Origin of the sequence: Methylobacter marinus A45 (assembly GCF_000383855.1) — a bacterium.
In the GTDB taxonomy this organism is placed as follows: Bacteria; Pseudomonadota; Gammaproteobacteria; order Methylococcales; family Methylomonadaceae; genus Methylobacter; species Methylobacter marinus.
The window spans coordinates 2,122,027-2,137,679 of record NZ_KB912877.1 but is presented as its reverse complement, the minus strand read 5'-3'; the positions used below and the strand labels follow the sequence as shown (position 1 = coordinate 2,137,679).

Genomic DNA, 15,653 nt, shown 5'->3' with positions numbered 1-15,653 from the left:
TATAACTTTGTTTTTATAAATAAAATTAAGACTTATAAGCCACAATAGCGTAATCAGGTGCACAAAAGAAACTATCTTGAGCTATTTGAATAATGGGGTTGATCTTCTCTGCACAGCTTTCATCCGCATTCAAAGTAACAAGCGATCTATGATTGCGGTTAGTACTTAGGCGCTTGATCCCGACTCTAACAAATCCTCTTGCCTCGGCTAAAAACTGGACCATTAGCGGTGGCAATGGATTTAAATGTGTTGGATCGAAATAAAAATTACAGGCACCTACGATTATGTTTTCAGGGTTTGGGGTTTCAAAAATGACTACACCGCCTGGCTTGAGAACTCGTAACACTTCATCGAACAGTACAACTAATCGCCTAAAAGGGATGTGCTCGATAATGTGAATTCCAGTTACAGCTCCAAGTGAATTGGATTTAAGACTACGGAGATAAGTGATTGCTTCAGCTTCTGATACGTCAAGATTTAGTTCCTGGCACTGGGCAACCATGATGCGGTTGAGATCAATGCCTTTAGCCACTAGGCCATTTTCGCCAAGCACTTCCAACCATTCACCACGTCCGCAACCGATATCAAGAATTGATGCAACCTTTGTTCCAGCCTGAGCTTCACGCACTATAGGCACATAGATTTCAGAGCGTTTTTTGATATCCTCTCTCGTACCACGGAAATTATCCTCGAATGAGACGTACAAGGCATCAAGCAGATGATCTTCCTCAGCCACTATAGCTTCAATCTGATTTTGGGTGATCGGTGCTGGTAGACGTTTGCGTGCTTCTTCCAAAAGCAATGCTAAGCGGCGCTGCTGGTCTAAAATATTGAGTTTGTTGCCAAGAATTTCTTGCCTGATCTCAGAAAGCTCACCGAGTATTTGTGTACCGTCTGTCTTCTGCGCCAAATCCTCAGCGAGTTGGGCCGCCAACTCTGTGAGCTGCGTACCGTCTGCCTTCTGCGCCAAACCTTCAGCGAGTTGGGCCGCCAACTCTGTGAGCTGCGTACCGTCTGCCTTCTGCGCCAAACTTTCAGCGAGTTGGGCTGATAACGCTCTGAACTCGACAACATCCGTTTTTTTCGAAACGAGTCGACGAATATCATCTACGCCGGCATTTGCCTTTACTAAATTATCATCTATTGCCCTGAACCTCTCAGCGCTACGTTGTTGCACAATTTGAAACGAATCCTCGATCTGTGTAATTACCCGATTCATTTGTGCTCGTTGATCTCGTTCCTGCTGATTAACGAACGCTTCAAAGCGCTGCCAGTTGTTTATAAACACTGGCAAACGAATAAAAAAATTGGCCAATGACAAGATATAGCCCAAAACTGGAATTCGATATGCGGTTTTTATAGCAAACCTAGAAAGCAACCCGCTAATATGGACATTATATATCCTACCTTCGCGTGAATATCGCAAACGGCCAAGTATTTCCAGTTTGGATAACGAACCATTACGCAGTGAAGTCAGGTAATGCATTAAGCCGCCTGCATCCGCGTCACGCCTAAGAATGCCGTGAAAGGCGTTGCGGACGAAATCTTCGTCGTGAAAGTTTAGAAAATCGGTAACCGTATATCGTTCTTTTTGCTTCAGTCTGACGGCAGTTTCTGGCAGCTTTGATAACGTGATACGTTCAATGATATTATTCACATTTATGTCGGTCGGTATCGCTGTTTTTGTAATCTTCGGCGTATCTAAGGTAACAGACTGGCTCCGCGCTTTGCGCAGGGCCACCTCGGCACGGATGCGCTGCATAAGAACTTCGACATCGATTTCTGGATTTGTGTTTTCAATCATTGCGGATGAACCTCTGTCCGAATTTCTGCTTCAATAAAATTACAACCAATAAACGTGGGTCTATCAGCGTTAATCACATCAAAGACCAATGCGTTGTCGGACCATTCGTAATTGTTTACTAAATGTGTATCTGTACTGGATAACGAAAAGGTAAAGGCATAAGTCCCAATGCCTAATGAGCATATGAAGTTCAACTCATACCGTACTCGTTGACCTTCGCGTATATCTTGCAAGCATTGTTTAGTGTGCCAAGTATTCGTGCCCCACACCACATGCCCTTGCCGATCTCGCAGCATGTATCCAAGCACCAAGGATGGAATAGGGCTACGAATTTCTACATCAATCACCAGTTTCAGTTTTTGGCCTACACGACAGACTTGTATTGGACTAAGAGCTTCTGCATCCTGCAACTCTTGCCGGACAATGCTGCAATCACCCGTACCGGATTTGGTAAATAACCAACCATCCTGCCGCCGCTGCTCAACAGAAAGTTTAGTGTTTTCTTTTTCTGCGATAAGGGCATTGTAATAATCGACAACTTCATCAGGCAATCCATCTTTGAGGACTCGCCCTTTGTCCAACAAAATGACACGGTCACACAATGTGCGGACATCCCCCATGCCATGAGTGACGAGCATGATAGAAACCCCTTCATCCCTGAATTGACGTATACGATTAAAACTTTTATGCTGAAAATAGCTATCTCCCACTGAGAGAGCTTCATCTACAATGAGCAAGTCGGGTTTAAAAGCTGTTGCTACGCTAAATGCCACACGCATTTGCATACCGCTGGAGTAGGTTCTCACTGGTTGATCAAAGTACTCCCCTACTTCAGCAAAATCCTCAATTTCGGGCATCATTTTTTCGATATCAGCTTGGCTGTAACCCATAAGCCCGGCGGAATGATAAGCATTTTGCCGGCCTGTCAAGTCAGGGCTGAAGCCCATGCCCAATTCCAGAATTGCCGCCACGCGACCGCGTAACTGCACTTGGCCTTGCGTGGGACTGGTAGTGCCAGTAATGAGCTTGAGCAAAGTGCTTTTGCCGGCACCGTTTTGACCAATGATACCGACCGCTTCGCCAGGGCCTATGGAAAAACTCACATCTTGGAGCACCCAGTGCTCCTCATGTGGCAAAAGGGATGGCAAAAACCACGAAACCACCCGCCGCCATTCGCTGCCCCATTGACGGTAAGATTTCCCCAGGTTATGTACGTGCAATTCGCCACTCATAATTGATCCACCATTTCAGGACTGGCTTTGCGAAACAGCATCAAGGCAAAAGCAAGCAAAGCGATTGAAACAAGAGCAATTGTGCCCAAGCTGGTCCAATCAGGTGCATGGTTGTATAACAAAACGTTTTGGTAACCCGTGACGATGGGAATCAGTGGATTAAGTTCAAGCCAGCTCCGGTATTGATCTGGGATAATGTTAGCCATATAAACAATAGGCGTGAACCAAAATAGAAATTGCATAATGACAGGCATAATTTGCCCAATATCGCGCATAAAGACGTTGAGCACGCCCAGAGCCAGGCCCAACCCAAGTGCCAAAGCAATATTGACGGCCATGAGCACGGGCAGCCAAAAAACCTCAGCACCGGGTATATGCCCCAGCACACCAAAAATCGCAAGAATGGCAACAAAAAGCAGGCTATTGTTAATTAAAGCGCTGCCGGTAACAATGAGTGGCAAGGCAATCCTTGGGAATACCAATTTCTTGAGGATATTGCCATTGTCGACAAACAGCGTCAGGCAGCGGTTAACAATTTCGGCAAATAAAGACCAGCCTAGAGTACCTGACATTAGATAAATAGCATAGGCATACTGATTATCGATGCCAGGCAGTTTGGCTGATAATACGGCTGACAACACAAAGGCAAAAATCAGCACTTGTGACAGCGGATGCAGAATCATCCAAAGACCACCTAACTTACTACGCACAAATTTAGTTCGTAGCTCGGTTTTAATGGATGAAAATATGAAAAAGCGATAGCGCCATGCGGCAAACAACATTCCGAACATCAAGCGTTTTCCAGTATAAGTGATTCGACTTCGGCCAGTCTTTTTTGTACGATTGACTGATTGGATCGGGTTTCAATATTCAAGCGCAGCAGCGGTTCGGTATTTGAACTGCGCAAGTTGAGTCGCCAATCCGCAAATTCCAGACTGAGACCGTCAGTCGTGTCCACGAGTGCTTGCGAATCCGCATAGTGATCGCGCACTGTCTGCAAAGCCGCATTGGCATTAGTGACTGTGTAGTTGATTTCGCCACTGCATGGGTAGGCCTGAATGCGTTCATTCACCAATTGCGATAACGGTTTGCCGCTATGACAAATCAACTCGGCCACCAGCAGCCAGGGAATCATGCCGCTATCGCAGTAGGCAAAATCGCGAAAATAGTGGTGGGCACTCATTTCACCGCCGTAAATGGCGTTTTCAGCCCGCATGCGTTCCTTAATAAAGGCGTGACCGGTTTTGGACTGGACAGGAATGCCTCCTTTAAGCGTCACAACATCAATCGTGTTCCAGGTCAGGCGCGGGTCATGGATGATTTTTTCGCCGGGGTGTTTAGCCAGGAAAGCGGCTGCCAATAGGCCGACGATGTAATAACCTTCAATAAAATCGCCGTTTTCATCAAACAAAAAGCAGCGGTCGAAGTCGCCGTCCCAGGCTATGCCCATGTCGGCTTGATGTGTTTTGACGGCCTGCGCCGTCGCGGCACGGTTTTCGGGCAACAAGGGATTGGGAATGCCGTTCGGGAAAGTGCCGTCGGGCTCATGGTTGACTTTGATAAAAGTGACCGGGATGCCTTGCTGCTTAAATACTACCTCTATCGCATCAATGACATGGCCGGCCGCGCCATTGCCGGCATTGACGACCAGTTTAAGCGGTTTCAATTCGGTGGCATCGATATAGGTCAGCAGATGCTCCACATAGGGGGCGAGAATGGATTGCCGGGTCAGCGTGCCTCGTGCGGCTGCCGGTTCGAACTGATTAGCTACGGCCAGTGCCTGAATAGCCTTCAGCCCCGTATCGCCGCTGATAGGCTGAGCATCGCGGCGCACCAGCTTCATGCCGTTATAGTCCATGGGATTATGGCTGGCGGTCACTTCGATGCCGCCGTCTACTTCCAGATGGAATGCGGCAAAGTACACTTCTTCAGTGCCGGTCATGCCAATATCGATCACATCGGCACCGCCATCCATCAAGCCATTGGCCAGAGCCTGCTTGAGAGGCTCGCTGGTGAGACGGATATCGCCTCCGACGACGACACGCTTGGCGCTTAGATGCTGCGCATAGGCGCGGCCAATGCGGTAGGCAATCTCTTCATTGAGCTCATCACCCAAACGCCCGCGAATATCATAGGCTTTGAAACAGGATAGTTTCATGATGCAACCCGACCGTATTTGTCATCGAAGCGGACGATATCGTCCTCGCCCAGATACTCGCCGCTCTGCACTTCAATCATGACCAAATCAACCACACCCGGATTTTCCAGCCGGTGTTTGTGGCCGGCCGGAATGCAAGTCGATTCGTTGGTATTGACGAATATTTCATGCTCACTATTCACCACTTTCGCCATGCCACTGACCACAATCCAGTGTTCGCTGCGGTGGTGATGCATTTGCAGACTGAGACTGGCGCCCGGCTTGACTTCAATGCGCTTGATTTTAAAGCGCGGCCCCTCTTCCAAGACGGTGTAAGTACCCCAAGGACGATTTACTGTACGATGAAGTTTGTGGGCTTCGTGCCCCTGAGCCTTGAGGCTGGCGTATAGGTATTTGACATCCTGGGCACGATCGCGGTCCGCGACCAACAGCGCATCCGGCGTATCGATAACGATCAGATTGTTGACTCCAACAGCACCGACAATGCGCTCATTGCTCTGAATATAACAGTTGCTGACATCATGTAGCAGGGCTTCGCCTTCGATGCGATTGCCTTGTGCATCGGGTTCGGACAGATCGCCCAGCGCGCTCCAGGAACCGATATCGCTCCAGCCGATGCTGCAAGGCACAACGGCGACATTGCTGGATTTTTCCATCACGGCATAATCAATGGAGTCGTCGGGCACTGGGTCAAAGGCTTCCGGATTAAGTTCGACCTGAATAAAGCCCTTACCCTCGGCCCTACGGGATTGCTCCATACAAGCGCGAACAGCAGACAGTATTGCCGGGCAATGTTGTTCCATTTCGCGTATCAGAGCACCGGCAGCAAAGCAAAACATGCCTGAGTTCCAGAAATAACGACCAGATGCGACATATTCTTTCGCCTTTTCTAGACTGGGTTTTTCCACAAATCGCAGAACGGCATTGCCTTCGGCTTCGATATAGCCGTAACCGGTTTCCGGCGCTTCGGGCTGAATACCGAAAGTAACAAGCTTGCCCTGCCGGGCAAGTTGCTGGGCCTGCGCCACGGCTTGAGCAAAGGCCGGCTGATCGACAATGAGGTGATCGGCAGCCAGTACCAGCAAAAGAGCATCCTGGCCATGAGTTGCCGCCACTTGTAGCGCGGCTGCGGCGATCGCAGGGGCCGTATTGCGGCCAAAAGGCTCGAGAATGAAGCTATTGCCAAGGTTTTTATAATCGCTGCCCGCCACCTGACGATACTCGTCCTCGGTTTTGAAGAAAAGATCGCGATTGGTGACCGTGAGCATTTCGGCCACTCCCGGCAACGCTGCGCCGCGCAGCCAGGCTTTTTGCAGCAGACTTTGCCCATCGGCCAGACGGATGAAGGGCTTGGGATGTGATTCACGGGAAACCGGCCAAAGGCGCGAACCTGCGCCGCCGCATAGTATTGTTGGTATTATTTTTAAACCCATAACTTCCAAAAGTTTTTTAGATGGCTCTGCAATGTCTTGTATCCTATGGCACTTAGAACATGGCACTTTATTTAATACTTAATCTGATCATTCCAGCCTGATTATAGTCGGTAAATAGAACAGATATTTGTCACTAGACAATAAATTGAACAGTAGAACTCCACTAAAAATAATGCACTAGGAAGCCGCAGCAAATGAAACCGTGTATTATACCTTTAGCCGAAGAAAGTGAGCAATACTCTTGATGTTGCGGACGAGCTCTCAAAATATTTAAAAAATATAGCTCACTATAGAAAATAATATTTTGTATTTAAAAGACTAAAGTCTGTGAGTCTTTCTGTAAGGACATTTGTACCATTAGTTGTAATTTGAAGAATATTTGTACAACCAAATGCATTCTGTTCCTACCTATCTGACTGATCAATATCAACGCAATAGCTTGGCTTTTTTGGCGCTGTTACTGCGAAAAATATTGAATTGGTTCTTAGCACAATGCCAATCACGCTTTTAAACACTAATCAACAAACTCACGTCTCCAGAAGTCTCATGAGATAATTGCCGTATTCGCTTTTCAGCAAAGGCTTCGTTAACTGACTCAGCTTATCATCGGTAATCCAGCCGTTGCGCCAGGCAATTTCTTCAAGACACGCTATTTTCAGCCCCTGCCTTTTTTCGATGGTCTGTATAAACTGCGAGGCATCCAGCAAGGACTCATGCGTTCCGGTATCCAGCCAGGCCATGCCGCGCCCCATCAACTCAACCGACAGCGTGTTTTGCTCCAGATAGCATCTGTTGACATCGGTGATTTCCAGCTCTCCGCGTGCCGAAGGCTTTATCGATTTGGCAATCTCGACGACCTGGTTGTCATAAAAATACAGACCCGTAACGGCATGGCGGGATTTGGGCTTGCTCGGTTTTTCTTCCAGCGAGATGGCGGTTCCTTCGCTATCAAATTCAACCACGCCATAACGCTCGGGATCATGCACGGGATAGGCAAAAACGGTGGCGCCTTCTGTTTTTTGCACCGAGCGCTTCAGCAGTTTCTCCAGATCATGCCCGTAGAACAGGTTGTCTCCGAGTATTAACGCGCACGGATCATTCGCAATAAACTCCTCACCAATGATAAATGCCTGGGCCAACCCGTCCGGCGATGGCTGAACGGCATATTCAAGCTGCATGCCCCATTGATTGCCGTCGCCCAATAGCTGTTCAAACCGGCCGATATCCTGGGGTGTCGAAATGATCAGCACTTCCTTTATGCCCGCCAGCATGAGAATACTCAGCGGGTAGTAAATCATGGGCTTGTCGTAAACAGGTAAAAGCTGCTTTGAAATCCCCAAGGTAACGGGATGCAAGCGTGTTCCCGAGCCACCGGCCAGTATTATGCCTTTCATTTTCTATATTCCTGTCGATAATGATTCAGAGTTTTATATAGGCGCGGGATATTATTTTGTACCCAAGCCTAACCGTTCGCGCCGATAACTGCCATCCAGCACGTTCTGCCACCAGGCTTGATTATCGATATACCATTGCACGGTTTTCCTGATCCCGGTCTCAAAGGTTTCTTGCGGTGTCCAATCAAGCGCTTTGTTGATTTTACCCGCATCGATGGCATAGCGCTTATCATGCCCCGGGCGATCCGTTACGTGAGTAATCAATTCCTCATAGCGTGTTATGTTTCCAGGATGATTGGGCTTCAACTCATCCAGAATGCGGCAAATGGTCTTGACCACCTCAAGATTGGTTTTTTCGTTGTGGCCGCCGATGTTGTAGGTCTGCCCTACGCTTCCTTCGGTCACCACTTTATAAAGCGCCCGCGCATGATCCTCGACATACAGCCAATCGCGTATCTGATCGCCCTTGCCGTAGACGGGCAGCGGCTTACCCTCAATCGCGTTCAGAATCACCAGCGGTATTAATTTTTCGGGAAAATGGAAAGGCCCGTAATTGTTAGAGCAGTTCGTGACGATCACCGGCAAGCCGTAGGTCCGGTGCCAGGCTCTGACTAAATGGTCCGATGACGCTTTGCTGGCTGAGTAGGGCGAACTTGGATCATAAGCCGTCTGTTCCGTGAAAAGCCCCGCCTCGCCCAGGGCGCCGTAGACTTCATCGGTCGAGATATGATGAAAGCGAAAAGCCTGTTTTTTAGTATCCGTCAACGCCTGCCAATGTTTGCGCGCGGCTTCCAGCAGCGTATAAGTGCCGATAATGTTGGCCTGTATGAAAGCGGCGGGGCCATCGATGGATCGGTCCACATGAGATTCGGCCGCCAGGTGCATGATTGCATCGGGCTGATAGTGTTGGAATAGCTGCTCGATGTTAGCGGCATCGCAAATATCGACCTGCTCAAAGCGGTAGCGCGGATTGGCTTCTATCGATTTGAGCGATTCGAGATTGCCGGCATAGGTCAGCTTGTCGACATTGATAACGCTGTGTTCGGTCTCGTTGATCAGGTAACGGACCAGAGCCGAGCCTATAAACCCGGCGCCCCCGGTGATTAATATTTTCATATGTTATGTTTCATTGCTGTGTTTCAAGGTCAACTCTCGGTAAATCTCTCACGCTGAACTTACCGGGATCTTAATTTTTCTACTTAACTGATGTTACGCACGGGGCCTGTTTTTCTCGTTTTGCCGCGCTAGTACTCAGCCAGTCTTGTTCTGACGAGTAAAATTTGTAGTGCGAATAGTGCGAATACCCTGAAGGGCACAAGTGAATTCGCACCTACAATTTACCCGTCATGATTAAATTGACTGAGTATTAAACTATCGCGGTAAAAATAGCCTCGTCTCGGGCCGAATGAATTCGACCCGACTACTGACAATCTGCTTTCAAACTATCTCTGCCATACAAAGCCTCAGTGCGCTATCCCAGGAAGGCATTTTCAAGCCGAAGTGCTGTTCCAGGCGCTCGGTTGACAAGCGCGAGTTGAGGGGGCGTTTAGCGGGCACTGGATAAGCTGTCGTCGGTATCGGATTGATGACGCGGTTTTTTAATGGCTGCATCCCCTGCTCGTGGGCAATCTCAACAATGGCCTGGGCAAAACCGTGCCATGAAGTTTCGCCAGTCGAAGTCAGATTGTAAATGCCGGAATTAAAAACGTCTTGCTGTCTTTCCAGCAGTATCTGTCTGAGAATATGCGCCGTGGTCTCGGCGATCAGGCGCGCCCAGGTGGGCGAGCCGATCTGATCGGCAACGATATTCAGTTCTTCGCGTTCCGCCGCAAGACGCAAAATGGTTTTAAGGAAATTTTGCCCTCTGGCCGCATAGACCCAGGAGGTGCGGAGTATCAGATGATCAGCGCCGGTTGCCTGGATCGCCTGTTCACCGGCCAGTTTACTCTGGCCATAGATATTGACGGGATGCGTGACATGGTCTTCCGTATAAGGCGTGTTCTTTGTGCCGTCGAAAACATAGTCGGTGGAATAGTGAATCAGCAGCGCTGATTTTTTCGCGGCCTCTTCGGCTAGCACGCGTGGGGCTTCGGCATTGATCAGGAAAGCCAGATCCCGGTCTGTTTCCGATTTATCCACCGCCGTGTAAGCGGCCGGATTGACAATAACGTCCGGATTAAGCTTCTGAACAGTGCGGCGCAAACCGTCAGGATCGGACAGATCAGCCTCGGAACGGTTAACGGCAATGACATCCCCTAGAGGCAACAAGGTTCTGGCCAGTTCCCAGCCGACCTGACCGCTACAGCCTGTCAGCAGGATTTTCATGCGAACACCTCGGCCTCATGGAACGAGACGCCTTGCTGATCCTTGGCGGAAAGGCATGGGGTACAGTTTTCCGGCCAGATAATGCCGATGTCGGGATCATCCCAGCGTATGCAGCGTTCGTATTCCGGCGCATAGTAATCGGTGGTTTTATACAGGAAATCCGCCTGCTCCGAAAGCACCAGAAAGCCATGGGCAAAGCCCGCCGGCACCCAGAATTGCCGATGATTTTCCTCGCTTAATTCGACGCCTGCCCATTGGCCGAATGTCGGCGATGATTTTCTCAGATCAACCGCCACGTCGAATACGCGGCCCCGCACTACCCGCACCAGTTTATCCTGCGGCTGCCTGACCTGATAATGCAGCCCTCTTAAGACATTTATACCCGAGCGGGAATGGTTATCCTGCACAAAGGTCGCTTTTATGCCGGTAACATCCTGAAAGGTTCGCTGATTGTAGCTTTCGAGAAAAAAGCCGCGTTGGTCGCCGAATACTTTGGGCTCAAGGATCAATAAATCAGGAATTTTTGTCGGGATCAGTTTCATTTTTTAGTTTTTAAGGTAGAAGTTCGCTGCAGACAGGCGGCCTGTTGATCGTTCAATGCTCATTTTAACCTCATCAACGCTGCATTGCACCGTTCCAAGCTTTACAAATTTTTCCGGCTACGCCTTGTGGTGGCGTAGCGCTTCCATCGGCACGATCTCATTTAGGAACGCGCATCAAATAACTTCCTCAAGTACGCGGATAAATTTCCGGTGTAGGTGCGGATTCACCTAGGGTGCCTACTGTTGGTATCCGCACAGTGCGAATGAATTCGCACCTACAATTCCCTGATTTATTCCATGCCCATTACTTAGTGAATCGGAGCGCTATTTTTAACCGAATCCTGAGCAAACGGCAAGTATCTCAAACCGGGCCATATTTCTGGCTCAGTTTTTTTATGAAATCAGGCAATTGCTCTACCGGCAAATGATTAATCCCGGCCGCGCCTTTGCGGCCGCCGCCAGTGGGAAATTCGCTGCACAGCTCATCCGCCCCGGTTTTATTGACCAGTGGCGCACGAACACTGACCTGGTAACCGCCCTGATTATTATGCGTCACGATGGCGTGCGCCTTGGCCGGAGCCTTGTTAGCCAACTCATTGCCGTAAACGCCATTGATGCGCCTGGCCCAGATTGTATCCGGCAATACAATCACCACGACATGACCATTATCATATTCAGGCTTGGTTTGGTTTGCCCGCATTAGATCCTCATAATAACCGGCCTGAAGCTTTTTGTAGACTGAATGTTCGTCGCTGATGAAATCAAAAGGCGATTTATAGGCCAACAGACACTTGTACAGCTGATCCGGCGGATAATGCAGATCCTCCACGCAGCTGCCATAACTGTTGTAGTTGATGCAAACGCCCAGTTCTTTTAGCTGATCCAGCTGAGCAGCCGATAGATTCAGCCCGCTGGCCGCCAGCTCCGCGCTTTGATTCAGGTTGTCGCCGAAGGCGGCAACCACCGCCCAACCGCGGTATTGCCCTTGCAGGTAACGGTCAACCAGGAGGCTGGTGCACATATTCGCATCGGTATCAATGAGCGTTGTAAGCGCGGCATGTTCGGGTATCTCGCCGGCCAGATGGTGATCGACATAAAAAACGCGGGCGCCCTGCTCCAGTAGCCGCTGCACATGAGGGCGGTTCTTGTGCAGGGAAATGTCCAGCACGGTCACGTCATCGCCCGGTTTCGCGTTGACCCGGTCCAACAACTCGATATCGCGCTTGATGCCCGTCACCAATACAGAAGACTTAGGCTCGACCAGTCGGAGTTGCAACAAAGCGCATATGCCGTCTGCATCGCCATTGAACACGTCGTAATTCATTTGTTTAACACTCCTCGCTCCATCAGGTAAGTCACTATTTGCGCCATACTTTTTTCGAACGGCTGCCGATGTGTTTCTATGACTAATTCGGGATTCTCCGGTTGTTCATAGACTGAATCAATGCCGGTAAAGTTTTTAATCTCGCCTCGCCGGGCTTTTTTATACAGCCCTTTCGGATCGCGTTGCTCACAGACTGCCAGCGGCGTATTGACATGAATTTCAATAAACTCCTGGTCATCGACCAATTGCCGCACTATCTGCCGGTCTTGCCTGAAAGGCGAAATAAAGGCGGCCAAGACAATCATGCCGGCATCGACCATCAGTTTTGAAACCTCTCCGATGCGGCGGATGTTTTCAACCCGGTCTTGATCGCTGAAGCCTAAATCCTTACAAAGACCGTGCCTGACATTATCCCCATCGAGCAGATAAACGTGGTAGCCCATCGAAAACAGCTTTTCTTCCAAGGCGCCCGCCAAAGTGGATTTGCCTGAACCGCTGAGGCCAGTAAACCATAAAACACAGGGCGATTGCTGAAGTTGTTCGATGCGATTTTTTTTGGTGATTTTATGGTGATGCCAGACGATATTGCTCATATTGATTAAGGTGGTTTCTGTGCGTATGTTGCCGAAATTTTAATAAAGGCGCTGCTGAGTCTGTCATTCTGATTATGGCAGATATACTGCAGGTGCGAATTCATTTATGCCCTATGGGTACTTGTGCCCTTCAGGGCATTCGCACTATTCGAATCCTTCGAGGACATACGTAAAGTCGCTCCACACTATAGTTTCTCGTCAAAATAAAACTGCCCGAGTACTCTTAGTACTCAGTCAGCTTTGTTCTGTCGAGCGAATAGTGCGAATGAATTCGCACCTACAATTTACCCGCCATGATTAAATTGACTGACTACTAGCCAATGGTTTGAAATTTCGGCTCGCCTTCATTATCGCAACGCCCGTGGCATGAGGTAAAAGCATTTGGGCTTCTAATGCCTGAAAAGCTTGAAACTCTGCACCGCTGCTTTATGCTTGTCAAGCATCTATCATATCGAGCCATCAATACTGATGTTTCGCAGACGATTGACTCAGGCACCGGTAAGGCCGTTTCCGTGGGAGTGATGCCCTCATCGCGACTTGCCGGGCGATTTTAAATCGCGATGTAGGCATCGCTCCCACCACCGCTTTCCGCATTTAAAACCCGGCCAGGGTGAACAACGCCCATGCCCGGCACAGCAGACGGCATAACCATCTGTCTCTGCGTAAACATCAGACATTGATTAGTAATGAGCATGGAATAAATCAGAAAATTGTAGGTGCGAATTTATTCGCACTGCGCGGATAAATCCGCGCTTACACCGGAAAATCCTCCGACTCCTTGAGGAAGTTATTTTATGCCCATTCCTTAGGTTGCGCGCAAAAAAAACAGCAGGAATGAGTGTTGCTTTAGAGGAAGGAAACTTTAACTTCGGGTTGCCGCAGCTAAAGTTTCCCTAAGGTTAAGAATGTTTGCTGGAAGTGGCCATTAATTCAATAATGCATAAGACAATGCCGTCTTAATCCTTACATATTATTAACAGCCTCAAATTTACTGCTTCTTATCAGCTTTTGCCGTCTTCTTTGGCGCTGCCGCTTCAGAATCGCTTAACAGAATGTCGCTTTTGATTCTTTGAACGGTCTTCTCACCGATACCGGCAACATTGGCCAAGTCTTCCACCGTTTTGAACGGACCTGTCTCAGTCCTGTATTTGACGATCGCTTCGGCTTTTTTCTGGCCGATGCCTGAAAGGGATTCCGAGATGGTGGTGGCATCGGCGCTGTTGATATTGACCGGAACGGCACTGACATTGGTTGCGCAAAGGGTGGCAAATAAAGCTATCAATAATTTTTTCATGTTCTGTCCTTAAATAATTGAAGAAATTTGAATAGTCCTAACTTATCGCCAACCAGAATAATCTCAACTATTCTAGAATGAGTTTAGACGTTAGTTTCAAAAATACCAGTCTTCAAGGACAGTCATGACTTTATCGACCGATTGCGTAATATTGCAATCCGCTGCGCTTGACCAGCTGCGGCTCATACATATTACGTCCGTCAAAAATAACTTTATCCTGCAGTTGCTGGCTCAATTCTTCAAAATCCGGGCTACGGAATTGCTTCCATTCGGTGACAATAACCAAGGCATCGGCCTGACTCAGGACATCCTTGGGCGAATCGCAATAGCTCAGCCCCTGCCTGTCGCCATAGATCCGCCGTGCTTCGTCCATCGCCTCGGGGTCATAAGCCTGGACGGACGCGCCGGCCTCAAGCAGGGACTCCAATACGACCCGGCTTGGCGCGTCGCGCATGTCATCGGTGTTGGGCTTGAACGACAGGCCCCACAGGGCGAATGTCTTGCCGCTTAAAGCGCCCTGATAGTGCTGGCTGATCTTGTCGAACAACCGGTGCTTCTGACGGTTATTGACATTCTCCACGGCATTGAGCAGTTCCGCGTGATAGCCGCACTCTTTCGCCGTTCTTTCCAACGCCTTGACGTCTTTCGGGAAACAGGAGCCGCCGTAGCCGCAGCCGGGATAAATAAAGCTGTAGCCTATGCGGGTGTCGGAGCCTATTCCCTGCCTTACGTGTTCGATATCGGCGCCCAACTGTTCCGCCAGATTGGCCAGTTCATTCATGAAACTGATTTTTGTCGCCAGCATGGCATTGGCGGCATATTTGGTTAATTCCGCCGAGCGGATATCCATGTTGATGACGCGTTCATAACTGCGGTTGAATGGCGCATACAATGCCTTAAGCAGTTCCGCGGTCCTGGGATTATCGGTTCCGATGACGATCCGGTCGGGTTTCATGAAGTCGGCCAGCGCCGCGCCTTCTTTCAGAAATTCCGGATTTGAAACCACATCGAATTCCAGATCCACGCCGCGGTTGTCCAATATTTTCTCTATCGTGGACCGGACCTTATCCGCCGTGCCGACCGGCACGGTCGATTTATCGACGATGACCCGGTAGCCGTCCATGTGCTCGGCAATGCTGCGCGCTACCGCCAGCACGTATTGCAGATCGGCCGATCCGTCTTCATCGGGCGGCGTTCCGACGGCGATGAATTGGAACAGACCGTGATCCACGGCTTCCTTGACATCAGCGGTAAATCTCAGCCGTCCCTCGGCCTGATTCTCCCTGACCATCGCTTCCAGTCCCGGTTCATAGATCGGAATGATGCCCTGTTTGAGTTTATCTATTTTTGTTACATCTACATCCATACAGACAACGTCATTGCCGACTTCCGCCAGACACGTTCCTGTCACCAATCCCACATAACCGCTGCCGAATATAGTAATTTTCATGGTTTTTTTGTCCTTGCTTATTAAAAACTGATTTACCTGCCGACTTAGAGTCAAGGAATTATTTCCTGACTGCAGACTCAAAATCAATGAGTACTATTACCAAT

13 protein-coding genes are annotated in these 15,653 nt (G+C 49.2%); all 13 read right to left on the bottom strand.

Features of this window, described 5'->3' with window-relative positions; all coding sequences use genetic code 11:
- Positions 1 to 25 precede the first annotated feature (25 nt).
- Positions 26 to 1,804 carry a methyltransferase domain-containing protein gene (locus METMA_RS25770; RefSeq protein ID WP_020158931.1) on the bottom strand — a complete coding sequence of 593 codons (1,779 nt, stop codon included), beginning with the start codon at positions 1,802 to 1,804 and terminating at the stop codon, positions 26 to 28.
- Complete coding sequence (locus tag METMA_RS0109865) at positions 1,801 to 3,036, bottom strand: ABC transporter ATP-binding protein (RefSeq protein ID WP_020158930.1); 1,236 nt, start codon at positions 3,034 to 3,036, stop codon at positions 1,801 to 1,803. The genes METMA_RS25770 and METMA_RS0109865 overlap by 4 nt, the downstream gene beginning before the upstream one ends.
- The gene (locus tag METMA_RS0109860; protein ID WP_020158929.1) at positions 3,033 to 3,827 is read right to left on the bottom strand and encodes an ABC transporter permease; all 795 of its coding nucleotides are present in this window, start codon (positions 3,825 to 3,827) and stop codon (positions 3,033 to 3,035) included. Before METMA_RS0109860 ends, METMA_RS0109865 begins: the two co-directional genes overlap by 4 nt.
- A complete protein-coding gene (locus tag METMA_RS0109855) occupies positions 3,827 to 5,194 on the bottom strand; it encodes a phosphohexomutase domain-containing protein (RefSeq protein ID WP_020158928.1) in 1,368 nt (455 codons plus the stop codon). The genes METMA_RS0109860 and METMA_RS0109855 overlap by 1 nt, the downstream gene beginning before the upstream one ends.
- Positions 5,191 to 6,627 carry a mannose-1-phosphate guanylyltransferase/mannose-6-phosphate isomerase gene (locus METMA_RS0109850; protein WP_020158927.1) on the bottom strand — a complete coding sequence of 479 codons (1,437 nt, stop codon included), beginning with the start codon at positions 6,625 to 6,627 and terminating at the stop codon, positions 5,191 to 5,193. The genes METMA_RS0109855 and METMA_RS0109850 overlap by 4 nt, the downstream gene beginning before the upstream one ends.
- A 527-nt stretch (positions 6,628 to 7,154) precedes the next feature.
- Entirely contained in the window at positions 7,155 to 8,021 is an 867-nt protein-coding gene (rfbA, locus tag METMA_RS0109845; RefSeq protein WP_020158926.1) for a glucose-1-phosphate thymidylyltransferase RfbA, read from the bottom strand.
- Between the two features lie 51 nt (positions 8,022 to 8,072).
- The gene (rfbB, locus tag METMA_RS0109840; RefSeq protein WP_020158925.1) at positions 8,073 to 9,137 is read right to left on the bottom strand and encodes a dTDP-glucose 4,6-dehydratase; all 1,065 of its coding nucleotides are present in this window, start codon (positions 9,135 to 9,137) and stop codon (positions 8,073 to 8,075) included.
- Between the two features lie 321 nt (positions 9,138 to 9,458).
- Complete coding sequence (rfbD, locus tag METMA_RS0109835; RefSeq protein ID WP_020158924.1) at positions 9,459 to 10,346, bottom strand: dTDP-4-dehydrorhamnose reductase; 888 nt, start codon at positions 10,344 to 10,346, stop codon at positions 9,459 to 9,461.
- Positions 10,343 to 10,888 carry a dTDP-4-dehydrorhamnose 3,5-epimerase gene (rfbC, locus tag METMA_RS0109830; protein WP_020158923.1) on the bottom strand — a complete coding sequence of 182 codons (546 nt, stop codon included), beginning with the start codon at positions 10,886 to 10,888 and terminating at the stop codon, positions 10,343 to 10,345. Before rfbC ends, rfbD begins: the two co-directional genes overlap by 4 nt.
- Before the next feature lie 361 nt (positions 10,889 to 11,249).
- The gene (locus METMA_RS0109825) at positions 11,250 to 12,212 is read right to left on the bottom strand and encodes a DHH family phosphoesterase (RefSeq protein ID WP_020158922.1); all 963 of its coding nucleotides are present in this window, start codon (positions 12,210 to 12,212) and stop codon (positions 11,250 to 11,252) included.
- Positions 12,209 to 12,805 (bottom strand): adenylyl-sulfate kinase, encoded by a 597-nt coding sequence (cysC, locus tag METMA_RS0109820; RefSeq protein ID WP_020158921.1) that lies wholly within the window; start codon positions 12,803 to 12,805, stop codon positions 12,209 to 12,211. The genes METMA_RS0109825 and cysC overlap by 4 nt, the downstream gene beginning before the upstream one ends.
- A gap of 988 nt (positions 12,806 to 13,793) precedes the next feature.
- Positions 13,794 to 14,099 carry a ComEA family DNA-binding protein gene (locus tag METMA_RS0109815; protein ID WP_020158920.1) on the bottom strand — a complete coding sequence of 102 codons (306 nt, stop codon included), beginning with the start codon at positions 14,097 to 14,099 and terminating at the stop codon, positions 13,794 to 13,796.
- Positions 14,100 to 14,229: 130 nt separating this feature from the next.
- A complete protein-coding gene (locus METMA_RS0109810; RefSeq protein WP_020158919.1) occupies positions 14,230 to 15,549 on the bottom strand; it encodes a UDP-glucose dehydrogenase family protein in 1,320 nt (439 codons plus the stop codon).
- Between the last annotated feature and the right edge of the window lie 104 nt (positions 15,550 to 15,653).

Coding starts and splice junctions, on each gene's coding strand:
- METMA_RS0109810 (WP_020158919.1), bottom strand. CDS start 15,549: ATGAAAATTACTATATTCGGCAGCGGTTATGTGGGATTGGTGACAGGA.
- METMA_RS0109865 (WP_020158930.1), bottom strand. CDS start 3,036: ATGAGTGGCGAATTGCACGTACATAACCTGGGGAAATCTTACCGTCAA.
- METMA_RS0109855 (WP_020158928.1), bottom strand. CDS start 5,194: ATGAAACTATCCTGTTTCAAAGCCTATGATATTCGCGGGCGTTTGGGT.
- METMA_RS0109850 (WP_020158927.1), bottom strand. CDS start 6,627: ATGGGTTTAAAAATAATACCAACAATACTATGCGGCGGCGCAGGTTCG.
- cysC (WP_020158921.1), bottom strand. CDS start 12,805: ATGAGCAATATCGTCTGGCATCACCATAAAATCACCAAAAAAAATCGC.
- METMA_RS0109815 (WP_020158920.1), bottom strand. CDS start 14,099: ATGAAAAAATTATTGATAGCTTTATTTGCCACCCTTTGCGCAACCAAT.
- rfbC (WP_020158923.1), bottom strand. CDS start 10,888: ATGAAACTGATCCCGACAAAAATTCCTGATTTATTGATCCTTGAGCCC.
- rfbA (WP_020158926.1), bottom strand. CDS start 8,021: ATGAAAGGCATAATACTGGCCGGTGGCTCGGGAACACGCTTGCATCCC.
- METMA_RS0109860 (WP_020158929.1), bottom strand. CDS start 3,827: ATGTTCGGAATGTTGTTTGCCGCATGGCGCTATCGCTTTTTCATATTT.
- METMA_RS0109825 (WP_020158922.1), bottom strand. CDS start 12,212: ATGAATTACGACGTGTTCAATGGCGATGCAGACGGCATATGCGCTTTG.
- METMA_RS25770 (WP_020158931.1), bottom strand. CDS start 1,804: ATGATTGAAAACACAAATCCAGAAATCGATGTCGAAGTTCTTATGCAG.
- rfbD (WP_020158924.1), bottom strand. CDS start 10,346: ATGAAAATCCTGCTGACAGGCTGTAGCGGTCAGGTCGGCTGGGAACTG.
- rfbB (WP_020158925.1), bottom strand. CDS start 9,137: ATGAAAATATTAATCACCGGGGGCGCCGGGTTTATAGGCTCGGCTCTG.